Origin of the sequence: Shimia sp. R11_0 (genome assembly GCF_017744035.1) — a bacterium.
Taxonomy (GTDB): Bacteria; Pseudomonadota; Alphaproteobacteria; order Rhodobacterales; family Rhodobacteraceae; genus Shimia; species Shimia marina.
Window position 1 is genome coordinate 100,795 of sequence record NZ_JAGHQY010000007.1, and the last position, 17,774, is coordinate 118,568.

18 protein-coding genes are annotated in these 17,774 nt (G+C 55.3%); 4 read left to right on the forward strand and 14 right to left on the reverse strand.

The window, feature by feature from the left end; all coding sequences use genetic code 11:
- Nucleotides 1–87: 87 nt before the first annotated feature.
- Nucleotides 88–1,047, forward strand: coding sequence for a hydroxymethylbilane synthase (gene hemC / locus J7382_RS14970; RefSeq protein WP_209069842.1), 960 nt, complete (start codon nucleotides 88–90; stop codon nucleotides 1,045–1,047).
- A gap of 57 nt (nucleotides 1,048–1,104) precedes the next feature.
- On the opposite strand, the gene hemF is transcribed toward hemC, so the two are convergent.
- The 4 genes from hemF to clpS are packed head-to-tail and all read right to left on the reverse strand — an operon-like array spanning nucleotide 1,105 to nucleotide 4,223.
- On the reverse strand, nucleotides 1,105–1,998 hold the full coding sequence (hemF, locus tag J7382_RS14975; RefSeq protein WP_209069843.1) for an oxygen-dependent coproporphyrinogen oxidase: 894 nt from the start codon (nucleotides 1,996–1,998) through the stop codon (nucleotides 1,105–1,107).
- 47 nt (nucleotides 1,999–2,045) lie between these two features.
- On the reverse strand, nucleotides 2,046–2,846 hold the full coding sequence (locus tag J7382_RS14980) for an SDR family oxidoreductase (protein ID WP_058239592.1): 801 nt from the start codon (nucleotides 2,844–2,846) through the stop codon (nucleotides 2,046–2,048).
- Nucleotides 2,847–2,891: 45 nt separating this feature from the next.
- A complete protein-coding gene (locus J7382_RS14985; RefSeq protein WP_209069844.1) occupies nucleotides 2,892–3,878 on the reverse strand; it encodes a class I SAM-dependent methyltransferase in 987 nt (328 codons plus the stop codon).
- 27 nt (nucleotides 3,879–3,905) lie between these two features.
- Entirely contained in the window at nucleotides 3,906–4,223 is a 318-nt protein-coding gene (clpS, locus tag J7382_RS14990; RefSeq protein ID WP_223229228.1) for an ATP-dependent Clp protease adapter ClpS, read from the reverse strand.
- 108 nt (nucleotides 4,224–4,331) lie between these two features.
- Here clpS and J7382_RS14995 point away from each other — a divergent pair, with 108 nt between their 5' ends.
- Together J7382_RS14995 and J7382_RS15000 are read left to right on the forward strand one after the other, a co-directional pair.
- Complete coding sequence (locus tag J7382_RS14995) at nucleotides 4,332–5,030, forward strand: HAD family hydrolase (protein WP_209069845.1); 699 nt, start codon at nucleotides 4,332–4,334, stop codon at nucleotides 5,028–5,030.
- Between the two features lie 237 nt (nucleotides 5,031–5,267).
- Nucleotides 5,268–6,611, forward strand: coding sequence for a D-alanyl-D-alanine carboxypeptidase family protein (locus tag J7382_RS15000; RefSeq protein WP_209069846.1), 1,344 nt, complete (start codon nucleotides 5,268–5,270; stop codon nucleotides 6,609–6,611).
- Nucleotides 6,612–6,694: 83 nt separating this feature from the next.
- On the opposite strand, the gene ccoS is transcribed toward J7382_RS15000, so the two are convergent.
- The 9 genes from ccoS to ccoN all read right to left on the reverse strand — a co-directional run bounded on the left by ccoS (nucleotide 6,695) and on the right by ccoN (nucleotide 15,861).
- The gene (gene ccoS / locus J7382_RS15005; protein WP_058239597.1) at nucleotides 6,695–6,853 is read right to left on the reverse strand and encodes a cbb3-type cytochrome oxidase assembly protein CcoS; all 159 of its coding nucleotides are present in this window, start codon (nucleotides 6,851–6,853) and stop codon (nucleotides 6,695–6,697) included.
- Between the two features lie 4 nt (nucleotides 6,854–6,857).
- Complete coding sequence (locus J7382_RS15010; RefSeq protein WP_209069847.1) at nucleotides 6,858–9,047, reverse strand: heavy metal translocating P-type ATPase; 2,190 nt, start codon at nucleotides 9,045–9,047, stop codon at nucleotides 6,858–6,860.
- 3 nt (nucleotides 9,048–9,050) lie between these two features.
- Nucleotides 9,051–9,524: a FixH family protein gene (locus tag J7382_RS15015; protein ID WP_209069935.1), complete on the reverse strand. Its 474-nt coding sequence runs from the start codon at nucleotides 9,522–9,524 to the stop codon at nucleotides 9,051–9,053.
- Nucleotides 9,524–10,948: a cytochrome c oxidase accessory protein CcoG gene (gene ccoG / locus J7382_RS15020; RefSeq protein WP_348540038.1), complete on the reverse strand. Its 1,425-nt coding sequence runs from the start codon at nucleotides 10,946–10,948 to the stop codon at nucleotides 9,524–9,526. The genes J7382_RS15015 and ccoG overlap by 1 nt, the downstream gene beginning before the upstream one ends.
- Before the next feature lie 132 nt (nucleotides 10,949–11,080).
- Nucleotides 11,081–12,088: an AraC family transcriptional regulator gene (locus tag J7382_RS15025; RefSeq protein ID WP_209069848.1), complete on the reverse strand. Its 1,008-nt coding sequence runs from the start codon at nucleotides 12,086–12,088 to the stop codon at nucleotides 11,081–11,083.
- A 348-nt stretch (nucleotides 12,089–12,436) separates the two neighbouring features.
- Nucleotides 12,437–13,318 (reverse strand): cytochrome-c oxidase, cbb3-type subunit III, encoded by an 882-nt coding sequence (ccoP, locus tag J7382_RS15030; protein ID WP_209069849.1) that lies wholly within the window; start codon nucleotides 13,316–13,318, stop codon nucleotides 12,437–12,439.
- Nucleotides 13,315–13,500, reverse strand: coding sequence for a cbb3-type cytochrome c oxidase subunit 3 (locus J7382_RS15035; protein WP_209069850.1), 186 nt, complete (start codon nucleotides 13,498–13,500; stop codon nucleotides 13,315–13,317). Before J7382_RS15035 ends, ccoP begins: the two co-directional genes overlap by 4 nt.
- 12 nt (nucleotides 13,501–13,512) lie before the next feature.
- A complete protein-coding gene (ccoO, locus tag J7382_RS15040; protein ID WP_209069851.1) occupies nucleotides 13,513–14,244 on the reverse strand; it encodes a cytochrome-c oxidase, cbb3-type subunit II in 732 nt (243 codons plus the stop codon).
- A gap of 15 nt (nucleotides 14,245–14,259) precedes the next feature.
- On the reverse strand, nucleotides 14,260–15,861 hold the full coding sequence (gene ccoN, locus J7382_RS15045; RefSeq protein WP_209069852.1) for a cytochrome-c oxidase, cbb3-type subunit I: 1,602 nt from the start codon (nucleotides 15,859–15,861) through the stop codon (nucleotides 14,260–14,262).
- Between the two features lie 219 nt (nucleotides 15,862–16,080).
- Between ccoN and J7382_RS15050 the strand changes: the two genes are divergently transcribed.
- Nucleotides 16,081–16,920, forward strand: coding sequence for a universal stress protein (locus J7382_RS15050; RefSeq protein WP_209069853.1), 840 nt, complete (start codon nucleotides 16,081–16,083; stop codon nucleotides 16,918–16,920).
- 65 nt (nucleotides 16,921–16,985) lie between these two features.
- Here J7382_RS15050 and J7382_RS15055 read toward each other — a convergent pair whose 3' ends face one another.
- Nucleotides 16,986–17,726 (reverse strand): transcriptional regulator FnrL, encoded by a 741-nt coding sequence (locus J7382_RS15055; RefSeq protein WP_209069854.1) that lies wholly within the window; start codon nucleotides 17,724–17,726, stop codon nucleotides 16,986–16,988.
- Between the last annotated feature and the right edge of the window lie 48 nt (nucleotides 17,727–17,774).

A 17,774-nucleotide genomic window follows, 5' to 3' on the forward strand; every position in this document is an offset into this window, starting at 1 on the left:
GTTTCCTGTTCGTGGTCTGGCAACAGCGGCAAGATGTCAAGACCACGGCGCTTGTCAGGACACCCTGTCACAGCTATCCAAGCGCCTATGACAGTGACTTTGCCCACCCCCGACTCAACGCTGAAAATCGGCACCCGCGGCTCTCCGCTCGCTTTGGCGCAGGCCTACGAAACCCGGCGCAGGTTGATGGCCGCCTTTTACCTCGCAGAAGAGGCTTTCGAGATCGTGGTGATCACCACATCCGGCGATAACGCTCAGTTGATCGCAAAAGACAAACCTCTGAAAGAACTCGGCGGCAAAGGCCTGTTTACAAAGGAAATTGAAGAAGCCCTCAGCGCAGGTCGCATCGACATCGCTGTGCATTCCATGAAGGACATGCCGGTCTTGCAACCCCAAGGCTTGCTGCTTGACACCTATCTGCCGCGTGAAGACACGCGCGATGCCTTTGTCTCGCCAAATCACGCCTCACTGGCCGATCTGCCTGCGGGGGCAACCGTTGGCACTTCAAGCCTGCGTCGCCGTGCGCAGCTTTTGAATTATCGCAAAGATCTCAACGTGGTGGAGTTTCGCGGCAACGTTCAAACCCGCTTGAAGAAGCTCTCGGATAATGTCGCGGATTGCACCTTCCTCGCCATGGCCGGCCTGAACCGTCTGGACATGGCCCATGTCGCCACAAGCGCAATCGCACCCGAAGAAATGCTACCCGCTGTCGCTCAAGGGGCGATTGGCATTGAACGCCGCGCCGATGATCTGAACACCGCAACAATGTTGGAGGCGATTCACGATACGCCAACCGGCCAACGTCTCGCTGCGGAACGGTCTTTCTTGGCCGCACTCGATGGGTCTTGCGAAACCCCCATTGCGGCCCTGGCGGAACTCGATGGCAGCACGCTCCGCCTGCGTGGCGAGGTGCTGCGCCCTGACGGCTCAGAAAGCCTCAGCGATGATCAAACGGCCCCAATTGAAGACGGCGCAGAGCTGGGAAAAATCATGGCAGACCAGCTTCTTGCACGTGGTGGTGCCGGTTTCTTTGACTGGCGTGGCTAAGCGCGGATCGACATGTTGAAATCGAAAAAGCGCCGGATCTCTCCGGCGCTTTTTCTATCAGATCCACTTTGCAAGTGGCGGCAGGCTCATCAAAACCGCATTGGCGTCATGCCCGGTTTCCAGCCCAAATTTCGTCCCCCGATCATAGACCAAATTGTATTCCGCATAGAGGCCACGATGCACCAGTTGCGCCTCTTTCTCTGCATCCCCAAATGATTGCCCCCGGCGCTTTTCAATCAGCGGCAGGAACGCAGGCAAAAAGGCCCGTCCGATGTCTTGGATGAAGGCGAAATCCGCCGCCCAGTCACCGCTGTTATGATCATCAAGGAAAATCCCGCCCACGCCACGCGCACGATTGCGATGCGGAATATAAAAATATTCATCCGCCCAAGCCTTTAGGCGTGGATACTCCGCCTCGTCATGCTTGTCGCAATGCGCCTTCTGAACCGCGTGGAAATGCTCTGTGTCCTCATCATACTCAAGACAGGGGTTAAGGTCGGACCCGCCACCGAACCACCAGCCATGTGGGGTCCAGAACATGCGCGTGTTCATGTGAACTGCCGGACAATGCGGGTTCTGCAGATGCGCCACCAGACTGATGCCTGACGCCCAGAACCGAGGGTCATCTTTCATGCCTGGCAGCCCTTTGCGCGCCGCCATGGCCATCTGCGCCCGCTCTCCCAACTGGCCATAAACCGTGGAGACATTCACGCCAACTTTTTCAAAAACACGCCCGCCGCGCATCACGGACATAAGGCCGCCGCCCGCATCCTCCCCATCTGCACCGGCGCGTTTCGTTTCTGTGACTTCGAACCGGCCTGCGGCCTGATCCGCAAAGGGACCTTCCGAGTGGTTATCCTCAAGCCCTTCAAAAGCCGCAACAATCTCATCACGTAATGTGCGAAACCACGTGCTGGCTGTTTGCTTTTCCGTTTCCATGGATGCGCTCATCCGCCCCTCCTCCGTTCTTCGCCGGGTCTTGCAAAGCAAGCTTTGTTCTAATGTGCCGGCGTGCTGACCGTGTCCAGCAGTGAGCGACCACCGTCAACGGTCACGATCTGCCCTGTCATGAAACCCGAAGCCTCTGAGGACAAAAACTGTATCGCGTCCGCCAATTCACCCGGCGCCGCAATACGCCCCAGTGGCGTGTGTTGCTCGATTTCATTACGGCAATCGCGATTGTCTTTCAGCGCGGTTTGCAAGCTTGCGGACATCACGGATCCAATCGCCACCGCATTCACGCGGATACGTTCAGGCGCCAGAGCCACAGCCAAAGCGCGCGTCATCTGATCCAACGCGGCCGTCGCAACGGAATAGCCAAGCAAGTCCGGCTGAGAGCGTTGGGCAGCAATGGAAGAGAGGTTCACAATCGTACCCGCACTGCCCTCTTCTTTGCCCTCGGCCTGTTTGATCATCCGCTTGGCCACGATCTGGCTTAACTTGAGCGATGTCATCAGGTTCTGCTGCAACATCAGCTCAACGGATTCATCGTCCGGATCCAACGGATCGCTGGTCGTCACCTGACGACAGCCGTTGATCAGGATATCCACCTGATCGAAGGCATCAATCGTCGCCGAAATCAAATTGTTGATCGTTAACTTTTCGCGCAGATCCCCCGCGAAATACCGCACATTGCCTTCTTCTGGTCGTTCCCCAAACTCAGAACACAGGCTTTTCTCATCCAAATCAGCAAACATGACATTCGCACCATGTTCCAAGAAATGCCGCCCGACAGCAAGGCCGATACCATTGGCTGACCCCGTGATGATGGCCGTCTTACCTGAAATAGAAAATGACATTCACGATCCCCATAACGCTGTCACAACTGTCAAACACAGTCTGTTTCACCCACGTGTGCGGCTTGGTCGTTGCGCCTGCAAAACTTTGAAGCGTGTGTCACCAGCAACTTCTTCGACCTGCTGAAACGCCTCTCTCAGCGTAGCTTCATAAGGCAAATGCCGGTTCGCCACCATAAAGAGTTGGCCCGAGGGTGCCAACATCTTGGCAGCGGCCAAAATAAAGGCTTTTCCAAGATCGGGTTCCGCCTTGCGTCCGGTGTGAAACGGTGGGTTCATCACAACCGTATCCACCCGGTGGCCAGGTTTAAAGTTGGTCGCATCAGACCAATGAAACTGGGCCCGTGCGTCTTTCACATTGGCCCGGGCACATTCAAGAGCAACGTGATCCGCCTCCACCAAATGCATCACCTCAACACCATCACGCGCGGTCACATGGCGTGACAGAAAACCCCAACCAGCGCCAAGATCCGCCACAACACGCCCAAGTTTATTCGGCAGACTTGCAATCAAAAGCTGAGACGCCGGATCAATGCCATCGGCACTGAAGACACCGGGGCGAGTTTCAAAGCCCTCATCAATCTGGCGCGCAGGCCCCGCGCGCCACTCCTCAAAGTCCCCCCCAGAAAACCAGAACAGGCGGCCATGCGCCTTGGCAAAGCTCCCAAGCACCTCGCCTCGCTTACGGCATTCTTTGTAGAGACTGTCGACACCATCCGTCTTCTGGCCATCGACAATGACAATATCAGCAACCTGCGCCGCACGGGCAATCAGATCGCGCGCCTGCGCCTTGGCCCGCGGGACAACCACAATAGCGGCGGAATATGCGCCAGTCTCTTCGGCAACCTTAGCGGCATAGCCCGCCGCCTCAAAAGCATCAAAATCAGGTTTGAACGGTTGGATGACATCGCATCTCTCACGCGGCAGCAAGCTGAGATCATAACCAACGCGTGGGGCGAAAACGGCCAAGCGGCCCTCCTCAGGAAGGGACAGGCCGTGCTCTTCAACGGCCAAAGACAATCTATTGTGAGACATCGCTCTTCGGAGATCGGCCTACGCCAATCACTCCTTCTCCATGGTGCATTGCAATGGATGTTGGTGACGTTGCGCCAAATCCATCACCTGCGTGACTTTGGTTTCCGCAATTTCATGGCTGAACACGCCAACAACGGCCACACCTTTCTTGTGCACCGTAAGCATGATTTCAAACGCCTGAGCGTGGGTCATGCCGAAAAAACGCTCCAGCACATGCACGACAAACTCCATCGGAGTATAGTCGTCATTCAGAAGCAACACCTTGTACAAAGGTGGCTTTTTGGTGCGCACACGTGTTTCCAGCGCGACGCCAACGTCTCCGCCGTCGTCATCACCCATCGTCATTTGTACGTTTCCAAAAGGCATATTCACAAGAATCCGGTCTGTGGTTTGCTGTTTATATAGCCTGAAGATGGAATTAGAAAAGAGGTCTGCAACAATCGGAAGTTTTTCATGTCAGTTTCCCTCACCACCGTGGCTTTTGATGCAGATGATACGTTGTGGCATACAGAACGGTTTTTTCGCCTCACGCAGGCACATTTCGCGGACCTATTGGCAGACTACACCGAACCGGATCATTTGCACGAGCGCCTTCTGGAGGCAGAGCGCCGCAACGTGGGTCACTACGGCTTTGGGGTTAAAGGTTTTGTGTTGTCCATGATCGAAACCGCAATTGAGGTCACAGAAGAAACGGTGCCTGCCTCGGTAATCTCGGAACTGATGGCCTGCGGGCGTGATATGCTGGCCCATCCGATCGACCTTCTGCCAGGCGCCGGTGACGTTGTGGAAACGCTATCCAAATCTCACAGACTCCTATTGATTACCAAGGGTGACCTTCTGGATCAGGAACGCAAGTTGGCGCAGTCTGGTCTTGGGGAATTTTTCGATTGGGTGGAAATTGTCAGCCACAAAACCCCGGCAATCTATGAGCGCACGTTCACCCAACATGCAGATGGCCCACAACACGCCATGATGATCGGCGACTCGCTGCGGTCTGACATCCTACCAGCGCTGAGCGTGGGCAGCTGGGCTGTACATGTTCCCAATGGCCCTGCATGGGCCTTAGAGCAAGCAGAAATGCCAAAAAATCATGCACGCTTTGTGGCTCTTTCATCACTGTCCGATGTTTTGTCACATATCGAAAATCTCTGATCTTACCCGATGAGAACAAGTCTTGTGGCTATTGCAAACAAGTCCACAAGATCCTCTCACGAAGGTGATCACAGCGGACGACACTCTGGAAACAGAGACTTTATTCGTTTGAGTGCCTGTGCTAGCGTCCTCCCAATAATAAAGGTTAGACCGAAAAATCGGCGGCCAGAGGCAGATATAAGGGCAGTTCAAGTGAAGGCTCGGCGCAAACAGCCGGCCCGATTCGGGCTATTTTTCATGACGCTTGCGTTCTGTGTTGCATTGGCACCTGTGGTGTCTTTTGCAGCGCCCTATGCGGCGATGGTCATTGACGCACGCAACGGCAAAGTGCTGCACAGTCGCAATGCGGATACGCGACTACACCCAGCTTCGCTGACAAAAATGATGACACTCTACATCGCCTTTGAAGCTGTCGAGAACGGTGAAATCAGTCTCGATACCAAAGTTAAGATTTCCAAGAATGCCGCAGCTGAGCCCCCCTCTAAACTCGGGTTGGTCGCAGGACAGCGAATTGCCCTCCGTTATCTTATCCGCGCCGCAGCTGTAAAATCCGCCAATGATGCGGCCACCGCCATTGGCGAAGCGCTGGAAGGATCGGAGGCCGCTTTTGCCCGCCGAATGAACCGCACGGCAAAGGCCCTTGGCATGTCCAACACGACGTTCAAAAACGCACATGGCCTGACGGAAAGCGGGCATATGTCCACAGCGCGCGACATGACAACGCTGGGGCGTCACGTGCTCTATGATTATCCGGATTACTACAATCTCTTCTCCCGCCGCTCCACAAGTGCGGGCATCAAGACAGTCAACAATACAAACCGTCGTCTTCTGGCTGCCTACAGAGGAGCCGACGGAATCAAAACCGGCTACACCCGTGCCGCAGGGTTCAACCTCGTGGCCTCCGCAGAACGTGGCAACAAACGTGTGATCGCAACGGTCTTTGGCGGGCGCTCAACCGCGACACGCAACGCCCGCGTGGCCGAGCTTCTTGATATGGGTTTCACCCGATCTGCAAGCCGTGTGGCCCTGCGCAAACCCGATGTCCCGAATTATCAGGGCACAGTCAAACCTGCGGGTAAAACAATCCGCGTTGCGACTGCCGTCAAAAAGTCTCTACGTCCGGTTCTGCGCCCAACACAAGCGACCGAGCAACAGGCACCCGTGGTTGCTGATGCAGCCACAGCGGATACCACATTGGTCGCAAGTGCCACGGTGATTGAGCACGATATCCAATCCGCTCTGTTGCAAGCTCAGGAAGATGGTAGCATCACGCTCGCCAGCCTCAAAGAAGAGCCGACACCGCCGCCCGAGCCCAAAGTTGTCACCCGAATTTCCACCGCCGGTGGACGCCATTGGGGCATCAATGTTGGCCGCTACAACAGCCGCTATGCCGCCGAAAAGATGTTGCTGAAAACGGCTCTGGCGGAGATGGCGACACTGGATGGCAGCTTGCGCAAAGTAGAGAAAAACTCACGCGGCTTTGAAGCGAACTTCTTAGGTCTGTCCAAAGACACTGCGGATCTTGCCTGCCGTCGCCTGCAGGCGCGCCAAATCACCTGCTACACGCTCGGGCCGAGCTGACCGCCTTGAGAACACGCTAAAATCAAAACGCCTTCCACTGCGACAACAGGGAAGGCGTTTTGCTATGTGTAATCCCATCGCGCCTATTGCTTGGGCCGATCGTCATATTGCCCTGACAAAATACGCTGCGCATCCCCTTCCGGGTCATCATATTGATTGGACCGCACAGTATAGAGAAATGCCAACAGGCCAACGCCGCCCAACAGGAGTGAAATAGGGATCAAGTAGGAAAGAACCTGCATTGTATTACCTTAGTCGGAGCGCGTTCAGCGATACTGTAATAGACGACAAAGACATCGCCAAGGCAGCGATGAGAGGAGTTGCCAACCCGGCGACAGCCAAAGGCACCGCGATCACATTGTACACAGTGGCAATGCGGAAATTCTCCCGAATACGGCGTGTGGCACTCTGCGCGGTGTCAATTGCGGTTGGAATCGGGGACAGGTCGCCGCCGAGCAGAACAATGTCGGAAGCCACGCGTGCTGCATCCAAAGCGGAAGCTGGCGATATGGAGACATGAGCCGCCGCCAAAGCTGCCGTATCGTTGAGACCATCCCCAACCATCAGAACATGACGGCCTTCTTGGGTGAATGCCTGTACACGTCTGGCCTTATCTGCTGGCAGCGCCTCCGCAACCCAGCGTTTGATCCCCAAGCGCAGCGCAAGCGTCTCAACCGCACCCGCTGTATCACCGGAAATCAACACGACCTCCTTACCCGACTGCTGAAGCACCTTAACGGCCTCCTCTGCGCCATCGCGCAACGCATCAGCAAAGAGAAACCCAAGCGCAGATTGATCCCCCACAGCCAAATATGCCGCTGTCCGATCACCGGCCTGTGCGCCGACCCAACTGGCACGTCCAAGGCGTACAAGCTGCCCGTCCACGCGCCCCTGTGTGCCATACCCCGGAACTTCCTCAATGTCGCTCACCCGAGCAGGGCGGATCCCTGCCGCTTGCGCCGCTTTGCTCAAAGCCATGCTGAGCGGATGTGCCGAGCCCAGAGCAAGCGCCAAGGCGATGCTTAACTGTTCGTTGGAGAACTCTTCCAAATTGGTGAGCTCCGGCGTGCCTGCAGTCAAAGTGCCCGTTTTGTCAAACACCACTGTATCGACCTGCGCCATACGCTCCAGCGCGGTGCTATGTTTGATGAGCATGCCTTTGCGAAACAAGCGCCCAGACGCAGCCGTGGTCACAGCAGGCACCGCCAACCCCAAAGCACAGGGGCACGTGATAATCAGAACCGCTGCCGCTATGTTAAGCGCGGTGCGCACATCAAAGGTGTAGAGGTACCATCCAAGAAAGCTCAATGCTGATAGGATGTGGACGCCGGGCGCATAGAGTTTGGCGGCCTTATCCGCCAGAGAGGTGTAGTTGGAACGGCCCGCCTCAGCCACGGCCACCAGATCTGCCATACGATGCAGGCTGGTCTGCTCCCCAACCGCGCTGGCGCGGATCAGAAGGGGACCCGTCAGGTTGACTTCCCCCGCACTGACATGTTGACCCGGCTGCGCAAAGACAGGAACTGTCTCCCCTGTCAGAAGGGAGCGATCCAATTCGGATTGCCCCTCCATGATCTCACCATCAACAGGCATGCGCCCGCCCGGCCGCACCTGAATCACATCGCCTACCTTCAGATCCCTGACAGCAACCGTCTCCTCGACGCCATCCACAATCCGAATCGCCCGCGGCACTTCAAGTGCGGCCAGTTCCTCAGCAGCAGAACGCGCAACCGCGCGCGTGCGGTGATCCAGATAGCGCCCAGCCAGCAGGAAAAACACCAAGGTCAGAGCCGCGTCAAAATAGGCGTGTTCCCCTGACAAAGAGGTTTCCCAAAGGGACGTCACAACAGCCAGAAGAATGGCCAAAACGATCGGCACATCCATGTTCAGACGCCGGTGCTTCAACGCACTCCAAGCATGCGTGAAAAACGGTTTGCCTGAAAAAACAATGGTCGGCAGTGCGATGGCGGCCGAAATCCAGTGAAACATATCCCGTGTCGCAGTTTCTGCACCCGACCACACGGAAACAGAGAGCAACATCACATTCATGGAGGCAAACCCAGCAACCGCGAGACGCATCAGCAGATCACGTCCGGCCTTGTCTGCCTCAGTGGCGCTTAGCGTACCAGCATCCAGTTCATGGGCTTCATAGCCGATTTTTTCCAGCGTTTTCGCGAGCTCCTCAGCGGAAACCCCAGCCTCCGCTTCAACAGAAGCCCGCTTGAGCGTCAGATTAACCCGTGCAGAGGTCACCCCGGGGTGCGCGGCCAACGCGCCTTCCACCGTTGCAATACAAGCGGCGCAATGCACGCCGGGCACCGAAAGTGCGATACGCGCATCTTCTTGTTGCAAGGCATTTTCCACCAGCGCCTCTGCCGCAGGAGCGGCGTCACAGGCTGGACAGGCAGAAAGCCCCGGGCGCAATGCAGCTGTCACGGATCAACCCTCATCAATATGAAGCACAACACGCTGTTCAAATGCGGTGCCATCAAGCGCGGTTGCCTTCATCCGGATATTCCAGTTCCCGGGCGCAAGCTCTTCGCGTGCGACATAGGCTTTCCCATCGAACTGAAACTCTGGTTCCCGGTCATCTTTGACATGGGTGGCACGTCCAAGCACGGCCTCAAGATTGCTCACCTGAATGGACTTACCGTCGCCATCTTTGATTGATAGGATCAGCAACCCTCCGGCGGCACGCGCTGAGACATCCCAGCCAAGCGCTTCTTGTGCATCACGACGCTCATCGAACTGTTGGCTGGCAACGTAGGAGTTCTTAACCTCCAGTCCGGGAAAGGTCGCAACGGCATTCCACGCCAAAGCCAGGTTCACGGCGATGATCACCCCAAAGGCTCCCACAAAGATCAGGAGAAAATGAAGTCCTGTGAACTTTTTCTCCGCGCGTTCGTCCGCCATCATTGGGCCTTTCCGTTGAAGATCGTGTCTTTGTATACTCGGTCACCGTTGCTTGTATCTTCAAACCAGAAACGGAACGGAGTTGTCTCACTGTCAGCCGGGAGTGAGCCAGCCGGCGCAATCACATACACGCGCTGATTACGCATTTGGTCTGCAGGCACCGGCACCGCTTCGTAAGGCGTGCCCTCAATCTGCACACGCAAAGCGGGGTCGCCTTTCAGGGATATTCTGAACATCCGGTCATCCCCATGTTTGTTGCGCAAACGCACCTCATAGGTATTGCGAATAGAGCCATCAGACAACGTGACATATGTCGGGTTCCGCACCGGCGCGACAGTTGCCTCAATATCTGACCGCAGGAACAGCGCCACAACAAGACCGATACCCACCAAAGACCAAAGCGTAGTGTACATGATGGTTCGCGGTCGGAATGCATGTTTCCAGACACTGCGCGGTGGCTCGCCAGAGCGTTCGCGCTCTTCGTCAGACAGAGCCAGATAGTCGATCAGCCCGCGGGGCTTCCCGATTTTTTCCATGATGTCGTCACAGGCATCAATACACAGGCCGCAAGTGATGCACTCCATCTGTTGCCCATCACGAATATCGATCCCCATCGGGCAGACATTCACACAAGCCATACAGTTGATACAGTCACCCGTTTCGCTCTCTTTGCCTTTCTGGACTTTCCCACGAGGTTCACCGCGCCAATCGCGATAGCCAATTGTCAAAGTATCCTCGTCCATCATCGCCGCCTGAATTCTCGGCCAAGGACAGGCATAGATACAGATCTGCTCTCGCGCGAAACCACCAAACAAGAAAGTGGTGAACGTCAAGATGGCAATTGTTGTGTAGGCAACTGGGTGCGCCGCGCCCGTAACAAGATTGATCGCCAGAGTGGGGGCATCGGCGAAGTAAAACACCCACGCGCCTCCGGTGGCCATCGCAATCAAGAGCCATGAAATCCATTTCGTAATACGCAGCCGCACCTTACGAAAATCAAGTTTCTTCTGGCGATGCAAACGCAAACGCGCATTCCGATCCCCTTCGATCCATCGCTCCACGAGAATAAACAGATCCGTCCATACGGTTTGTGGACAGGCATAGCCGCACCAGACACGCCCCAAAGCTGACGTGAACAGAAACAGCCCCAAGCCGGCCATGATCAGCAAACCGGCAACGAAGTAGAATTCGTGAGGCCAAATTTCGATCATAAAGAAGAAGAAACGACGGTTTGCCATATCGATCAGAACCGCCTGATCAGGCAGGCTCGGCCCTCGATCCCAGCGCAACCAGGGGGTCAGATAATAGATCCCTAGCGTCACCGCCATAATGATCCATTTCATGTTTCGGAAAGCGCCGTTTACGCGCTTGGGGAAGATTGGCTCTCGTGCCGCGTAGAGAGAAGGTGCGGGACTTTTGCTCACGGAATCACTCGTATGTTGGGAATAGAGTTAGTTCTGTCTTTTCCCAACCCTATCACAACAGAACATTGACATGGGTCAAATCCCACATCTGTGACTCACCTTTGCGCCGTCATAGTCGAGTGATGTAAAGGTCTACGCCAGTTCCGATTTGAGCGATCCGCGCACCTGCGAAGGTGTCTGCCCTGTCCAATTTTGGAACGCGCGATAGAAGGAATTGGGGTCGCGATAACCAAGTAAATAAGCGATTTCTTCGACACTCATCCCAGCTTGCCCCAAGTAATGAATTGACAAGTCGGAACGCGTTTTGTCCAAGATCGACTGAAAAGTCATTCCCTCGGAACTCAGGTATCGCTGAAGGCTGCGACGGCTTGTCACAAGTCGCGCGCATACCGCATCTACGGATGCTTGGCCGGCTGGCAGCAGCTCCAAAAGAGCGTTCCTCACACGCACAGACATGGATGTATTTCGGTTCTGCTCTGCCAACTGGCGTTGCAATTCCCGTCGAAAGCCTGCCCACAGCTGGCGGTTTTCCGAAACCAAAGGACGGTGGGCATCTTCTTTTGTAAGGGTCAACCGGGGTACACGGCACAATACTGCGCTGCGCCCAAAATACCGATCATAGACATCCTGGTGCTCGATCAGCTCTGGCACGCCAACTTCAACGGGCAAAAGATCCACGTCAGTAAATGTTCTACACAGCTCCAGAAAATACACCATTTCAAAAGCAGCCATGCATTCTGGTATCTTCAACTTGGGGTCTATCACGTGAAGTTCCATCGCCACATGGCGATCACTCTCTATAACCGCAAGCCTAACTGGAGCCACCAACGGCTTGAAAACGGACAACCTTTCCAGCCCAACAGCGATATTCGGAGAGCATGAAAAAGCGAAAACCGCCGGGATGAAAGGTCCTTGCGCCATGGTTCTTGCCATCGTGATCGCGATCTCAGGATCGTTTGCTTCATCCGCGATGGCTTGCCACAGCAGAAAAAACTGTTCTGCAGTCAGCCCCCGGTGGTCAATCTCGAAAAGATCCGAAGGCAACCCGCACCGCTGCAGCACACGCTCCACAGAAATACCGACAGCTTCTAGCACTTTGGGAGTCGATTTATGTGCATGATATCGGGGGTGCTTCTGCATCTCGGCCTCTTTGAGTTCGCTTGCAATGTAAGAGCAAGAGCCAAGCAAACCAAGAGCACGCACAATCAGCGAGTAGACTGAGAGGGGAGTTGCGGGTGCCGATCCTTCCAGGAAACGCGCGAACAGGACGGACTGACCGGCACCCAATACCTTGGTGAACAAGCACCTAGGCAACGGACAGCGGCGATTGCTTCGCGCTGTCCTTAGATAAAGACTAGCAACTTTGCATCTCAACCAACTTGATCTTGGTCAAGTAAGTGCAGTTTTTCCGAGAAACCCGTACATTGGGTCAAAGAAAAAGCCGCCCCAACATCTGGGACGGCTGTTTCTTTAAAATGGACTTGCGCGTTACTCGCCGCCACCAAGCTGATGCACATAGGCCGACACAGCCCGTACTTGTGCCTCGGTCAAGCGGCCCGCAGACGAAGCGTCACGCGACCAAGGTGGCATCACGCCATAGCGGCTGTAGGTGACTGTTTCTTTGAGAGTGTCGTAGTCTCCCCCATAGAGCCAGATCGCATCCACAAGGTTTGGCGCCCCTTGTTCACGGTCACCAGTGCCATCTTCCATGTGGCATGCAGAGCAGTTGTCTTCGTAGACGACCGCGCCCGCAGCAACCAAAGACGGATCAGGAGCTTCACCAGACAAGGACATAACGAAATTCACAACCTGATCGATCTCTTCTTTTTCAAGAAGCTCACCAAAGGCAGGCATTTCAGAATAACGCGCATCGTCGTCATCTTCGTTGCGAATGCCGTGGCTGATCGTTGTATAAATCGCCTCGATGTCACCGCCCCAGAGCCAGTCATTGTCCAGAAGGTTTGGATAGCCTTTGGCACCCGCCGCCCCTGAACCGTGACATTGTGCACACCAGGTTTTGAAGACAGCAGAGCCAGCAGACACCGCATAAGGGCCCAATTCGGGATCAGATGCGATTTCTGTCAATTCAGCCGCTTCCAGCTTTGCGTTGATCGGCGCAAGCTTGTCCTCGGCTTCCTTGATGTCGGCGGCAATGATCGCCCGTGTAGACCACCCCATGACACCTGCGGTGGCATTGCTGATGCCCGGCCATGCTGGATAGGCGACAGTGTAACCAATGCCCCAGATGATCGTGGCGTAGAACACCCACAGCCACCAACGCGGCAAAGGATTGTTGAACTCTTCGATGCCGTCCCACTCGTGACCAGTGGTGCTCGGATCGTTGTCAAACTTCTTTGGTGCTTTGCTCATGTCCGCGCCTCCTCAGTCGTGGCGGGTTTATCTTCATGGCGGAACGGGATGTTGGCTGTGTCGCGGTACTCCTTGGTTGCGCCTGGGCGAAACACCCAGAACACAATGGCCATGAAGAACAGGAACAGGAACAAAAGCATCCAGCTGTCCGCAAACTCGCGCAGTAAGGAATAGGTTTCCATCAATTCCCCTCCTTAACGAGATGCCACTGGGGTAAAGGTCGAGAAATCAACCAAAGTACCCAGCATTTGAAGATAAGCGATCAGTGCATCTGCTTCCGTCAGATAGGACTGCCCGTCGAAGTTGCGCACAATCACGCTGTCTTCTCCGTAACGCTCCAAAAGACCGTCATAGTCGCTGTCCGGATCTGCCTGCGCCGCAAAGTCGGCCTGCGCATTGATCACCATCTCCTCGGTGTATGGCACACCAAGCAGAGCCTGCGTTGACATCAGATCACCGATGTACTTGCCGTCAATCTTTGCGTTCTCCAGGAAGCCATATTTTGGCATCACAGATTCAGGCACAACCGCTTGAGGGTCACGCAGGTGGTCCACATGCCAGTCATCCGAGTAGCGTCCGCCAACCCGTGCAAGGTCTGGCCCTGTACGCTTGGAGCCCCACTGGAACGGGTGGTCATATTTGGACTCCGCCGCCAGAGAGTAGTGACCGTACCGCTCAACTTCATCGCGCATCGGACGGATCATCTGACTGTGGCACACATAACAGCCTTCGCGGATATAAATCTCACGACCTGCCAGTTCCAAAGGCGTGTAGGGACGCATTCCTTCCACGTCTTCGATTGTGTTTTCCAGCCAGAAAAGCGGAGCGATTTGCACGATGCCACCGATGGTCACAACCAAGAAGCTGCATACAAGCAAGAGGGTCGCGTTGGTCTCGAGGATCTTATGTTTATCGAGAATAGCCATAGCTGCCGGCCCTCCTTATTCAGCCGGGACTGCGACGGTGAGGCTGGCCTCTTTGGCCGGTGCCTTACGCACAGTCATCCACAGGTTGTAGCACATGATGATGGAACCAGCGAGGAACAGAACACCGCCCAAGCCACGCACAACATACATCGGGAACTTCGCTGCCACAGTGTCGGCAAAGCTGTTCACCAGGAAGCCATTGGCATCCACTTCACGCCACATCAGACCTTCCATAATGCCGGTCACCCACATAGAGGCCGCATAGAGGACGATGCCGATAGTCGCGAGCCAGAAGTGCCAGCTGACAAGTTGCAGAGAATACAGACGCTCACGTTTCCAAAGCACAGGCACAAGGAAGTACAACGCGCCGAAAGTGATCATACCGTTCCAACCGAGAGCACCAGAGTGCACGTGACCAATGGTCCAGTCGGTGTAGTGGCTCAAAGAGTTCACCGCGCGGATCGACATCATCGGTCCTTCGAAGGTGGACATGCCGTAGAAACCAACAGAGATCACCATCATACGGATCACCGGGTCGGTGCGCAGCTTGTCCCAAGCGCCAGACAGCGTCATCAGACCGTTGATCATACCACCCCAGCTTGGCATCCAAAGAACAATGGAGAAAACCATACCCAGTGTCGAAGCCCAGTCAGGCAGAGCGGTATAGTGCAGGTGGTGGGGACCCGCCCAGATATACAGGAAGATCAGCGCCCAAAAGTGGATGATCGACAGCTTGTAGGAGAACACCGGACGTTCGGCCTGCTTCGGAATGAAGTAGTACATCATACCCAAGAAGCCCGCGGTCAGGAAGAAGCCCACAGCATTGTGGCCATACCACCATTGCACCATGGCATCCTGCACACCGGCCCAGACGATCACAGATTTGGACCCGAAGATCGACACAGGGATGGTCATATTGTTCACCAAGTGCAGCATCGCCACAGTCACGATAAACGCAAGGAAGAACCAGTTGGCCACATAGATATGCGGCTCTTTACGCTTGATGACTGTGCCAAGGAACACGGCCAGATAAGCAACCCAGACAACCGTCAACCAGAGGTCAACGTACCATTCAGGCTCCGCGTATTCTTTGGATTGGGTACCGCCCAAAAGGTAGCCTGTCGCTGCCAGAACGATAAAAAGCTGATAGCCCCAAAAGACGAACCAAGCCAGATTGCCGCCCCAAAGACGCGCCGCGCTGGTGCGCTGCACAACATAGAAAGACGTCGCCAGAAGTGCATTGCCGCCGAAGGCAAAAATCACAGCGGAAGTGTGAAGTGGGCGGAGGCGGCCAAAGTTGGCATAGCCCTGCGCCCAGTCAAAGTTGAGCACCGGAAACGCTAGCTGAAACGCGATAAACACGCCTGCCAGAAAGCCCACAACGCCCCAAAAGGCGGTAGCAATGACCCCGAACCGGATCACATCATCCATGTACTCGTCCTGCGGATGCACGACTTTCGTGCCAACCCCCCGCAGAACCCAAATAAACAGCCCAAAGGACACGCCCGCGATTAGGAGGGCGTGTACCATATAAGCCAAATCACGCGCGTAGTTGGCCGCAATCATCGCAAAGAATGTGATGAGACCAAGCGCGATCAGCTTGAAGTAATTTACCATTTCGCGTCCCTTCGTCTTGCTGGACCTGATTCTTGCAGGCCCTAAGCTGATTTAGACTGATCGTGTTTTGATCTTGCCGCGACACAACCGCCTTGATCTGCATCAAGGAAAGAAAAGACCCATGCCGCTGTATTGGCTGGCAGACGGGCGGCTTGCACTACAATCAGATCAGCAAAGTCGTATCTAAAATACATCTCTTAATATCACGGGTAGGTGACAATGGACTACAGATCTTTGCTTTGCGTCCTCACGGACTCAGACTTCGCAAAGGCGCCACTTGCACAGGGTGTCGCTCTGGCCGAGACACAAGATGCACACCTTGATGTACTGGCGCTGGGAGTCGATCGCTCTCAAACAGGCTATTTTTACGCAGGCGCAGATGCGATGCTGATGCAAGAGATGTTGCGGCGGGCACGCGATGAAGCCGAGGCCATCCAGAAAACTGCAACAGAAGCATTGAGCGTGACAAACACTCGTTGGGGCTGTGATACAGGCGTTGCGCAGATCGCGGACCTCGGACGTCACGTAGCAGCGCGTGCGCGTTTTGCCGATTTGGTGATTCTCCCCAAACCCTACGGGAAAACACAGGGCACCGAGCTGGAGCCCACTTTGGAAGCCGCGCTTTTTGAGGGACAAGCCCCTGTTCTGATGGTGCCCGAAGCTGCCGCCCCAATCACCACCCCCAAAACAATCTCGATCGGATGGAACGAAAGTGCGGAAGCTTTAGTCGCGACCCGCGCAGCGTTGCCCTTCCTGAAAGCGGCAGATGTGGTGCATGTGGTCGTCATCGACCCTCCGACCCATGGGCCGAACAGATCCGACCCCGGCGGTCTTCTTTCACAATTCCTGTCGCGCCACGGTGTACGCGTTGAGGTCGACGTACTGTCCAAAACACAGCCACGGATCTCTGACGTGCTTCTAAGACACGCGACCGACACAAAAACCGATATGATCGTGATGGGGGCTTATGGGCATTCGCGGTTCCGCGAGGCGATTTTGGGCGGAGCCACGCGTAATATGCTGGAACAGGCAAACATCCCGGTCTTCCTAGCGCACTGAGGAGTGCACAAAAAACAAGGGCGCTCAAGAGCGCCCTTTCATCACCCGATCTCTATACTTAAGCCTCAGGCCATCAGGCCGCCATCGCTGTCATCACCCGCTTCATCCAAAAGACGCTGGAAGCTTGGCACAGTCACATGACGTTTGCCTTCCAATTCAATCACCCCATCGCGCTTGAGCGCTGACATCTGGCGACTCACGGTCTCAAGCGTCAGTCCGAGATAATCGGCCATGGCTTCACGAGTCAGCGGCAAGTCGAACACCATCTTGCCTGAAACACCCTCAAGCTTCAGCGATGCATCGCGACGACCAATGATCGACAATAGGCTCGCAATCTTTTCTCGCGCAGTTTTGCGCCCCAGAACCAGCATCCATTCACGTGCTGCATCCAATTCGTCCAGCGTCATCTCCAGCAGTCTTTGAGCGACATGAGGGGTTTCGCTGATCATCTTTTCAAAGGGTTTGCGGCGGAAGCAGCACATGACCAAATCTGTCGTCGCCACCACATCATAGCTCGCACTCTCACGCCCTGGGCGCCCAACAAAGTCGCTTGGCAACAAGAGGCCAACCATCTGCGTCCGACCATCTTCCATCGTTTGCGTCAGGGAAGCGATGCCTGAAACCACCGATCCGACGAACTCCATACGATCACCAGACCAAATCACGGTTTGGCCGGCCTCAAAGCTCCTGTAGTATTTGATCGCTTCCAGTTGCTCGAGTTCATCCGCATCACAGCGCGCACAGACGGCGCGGTGCTGGATTGGGCAATTTTCACAACCAATGGACAGGTTCAAAATTTCATTCATGATCTGGCTCGCATACCGACTTGATCTGGGTCAAAGGCGCACTTGTAA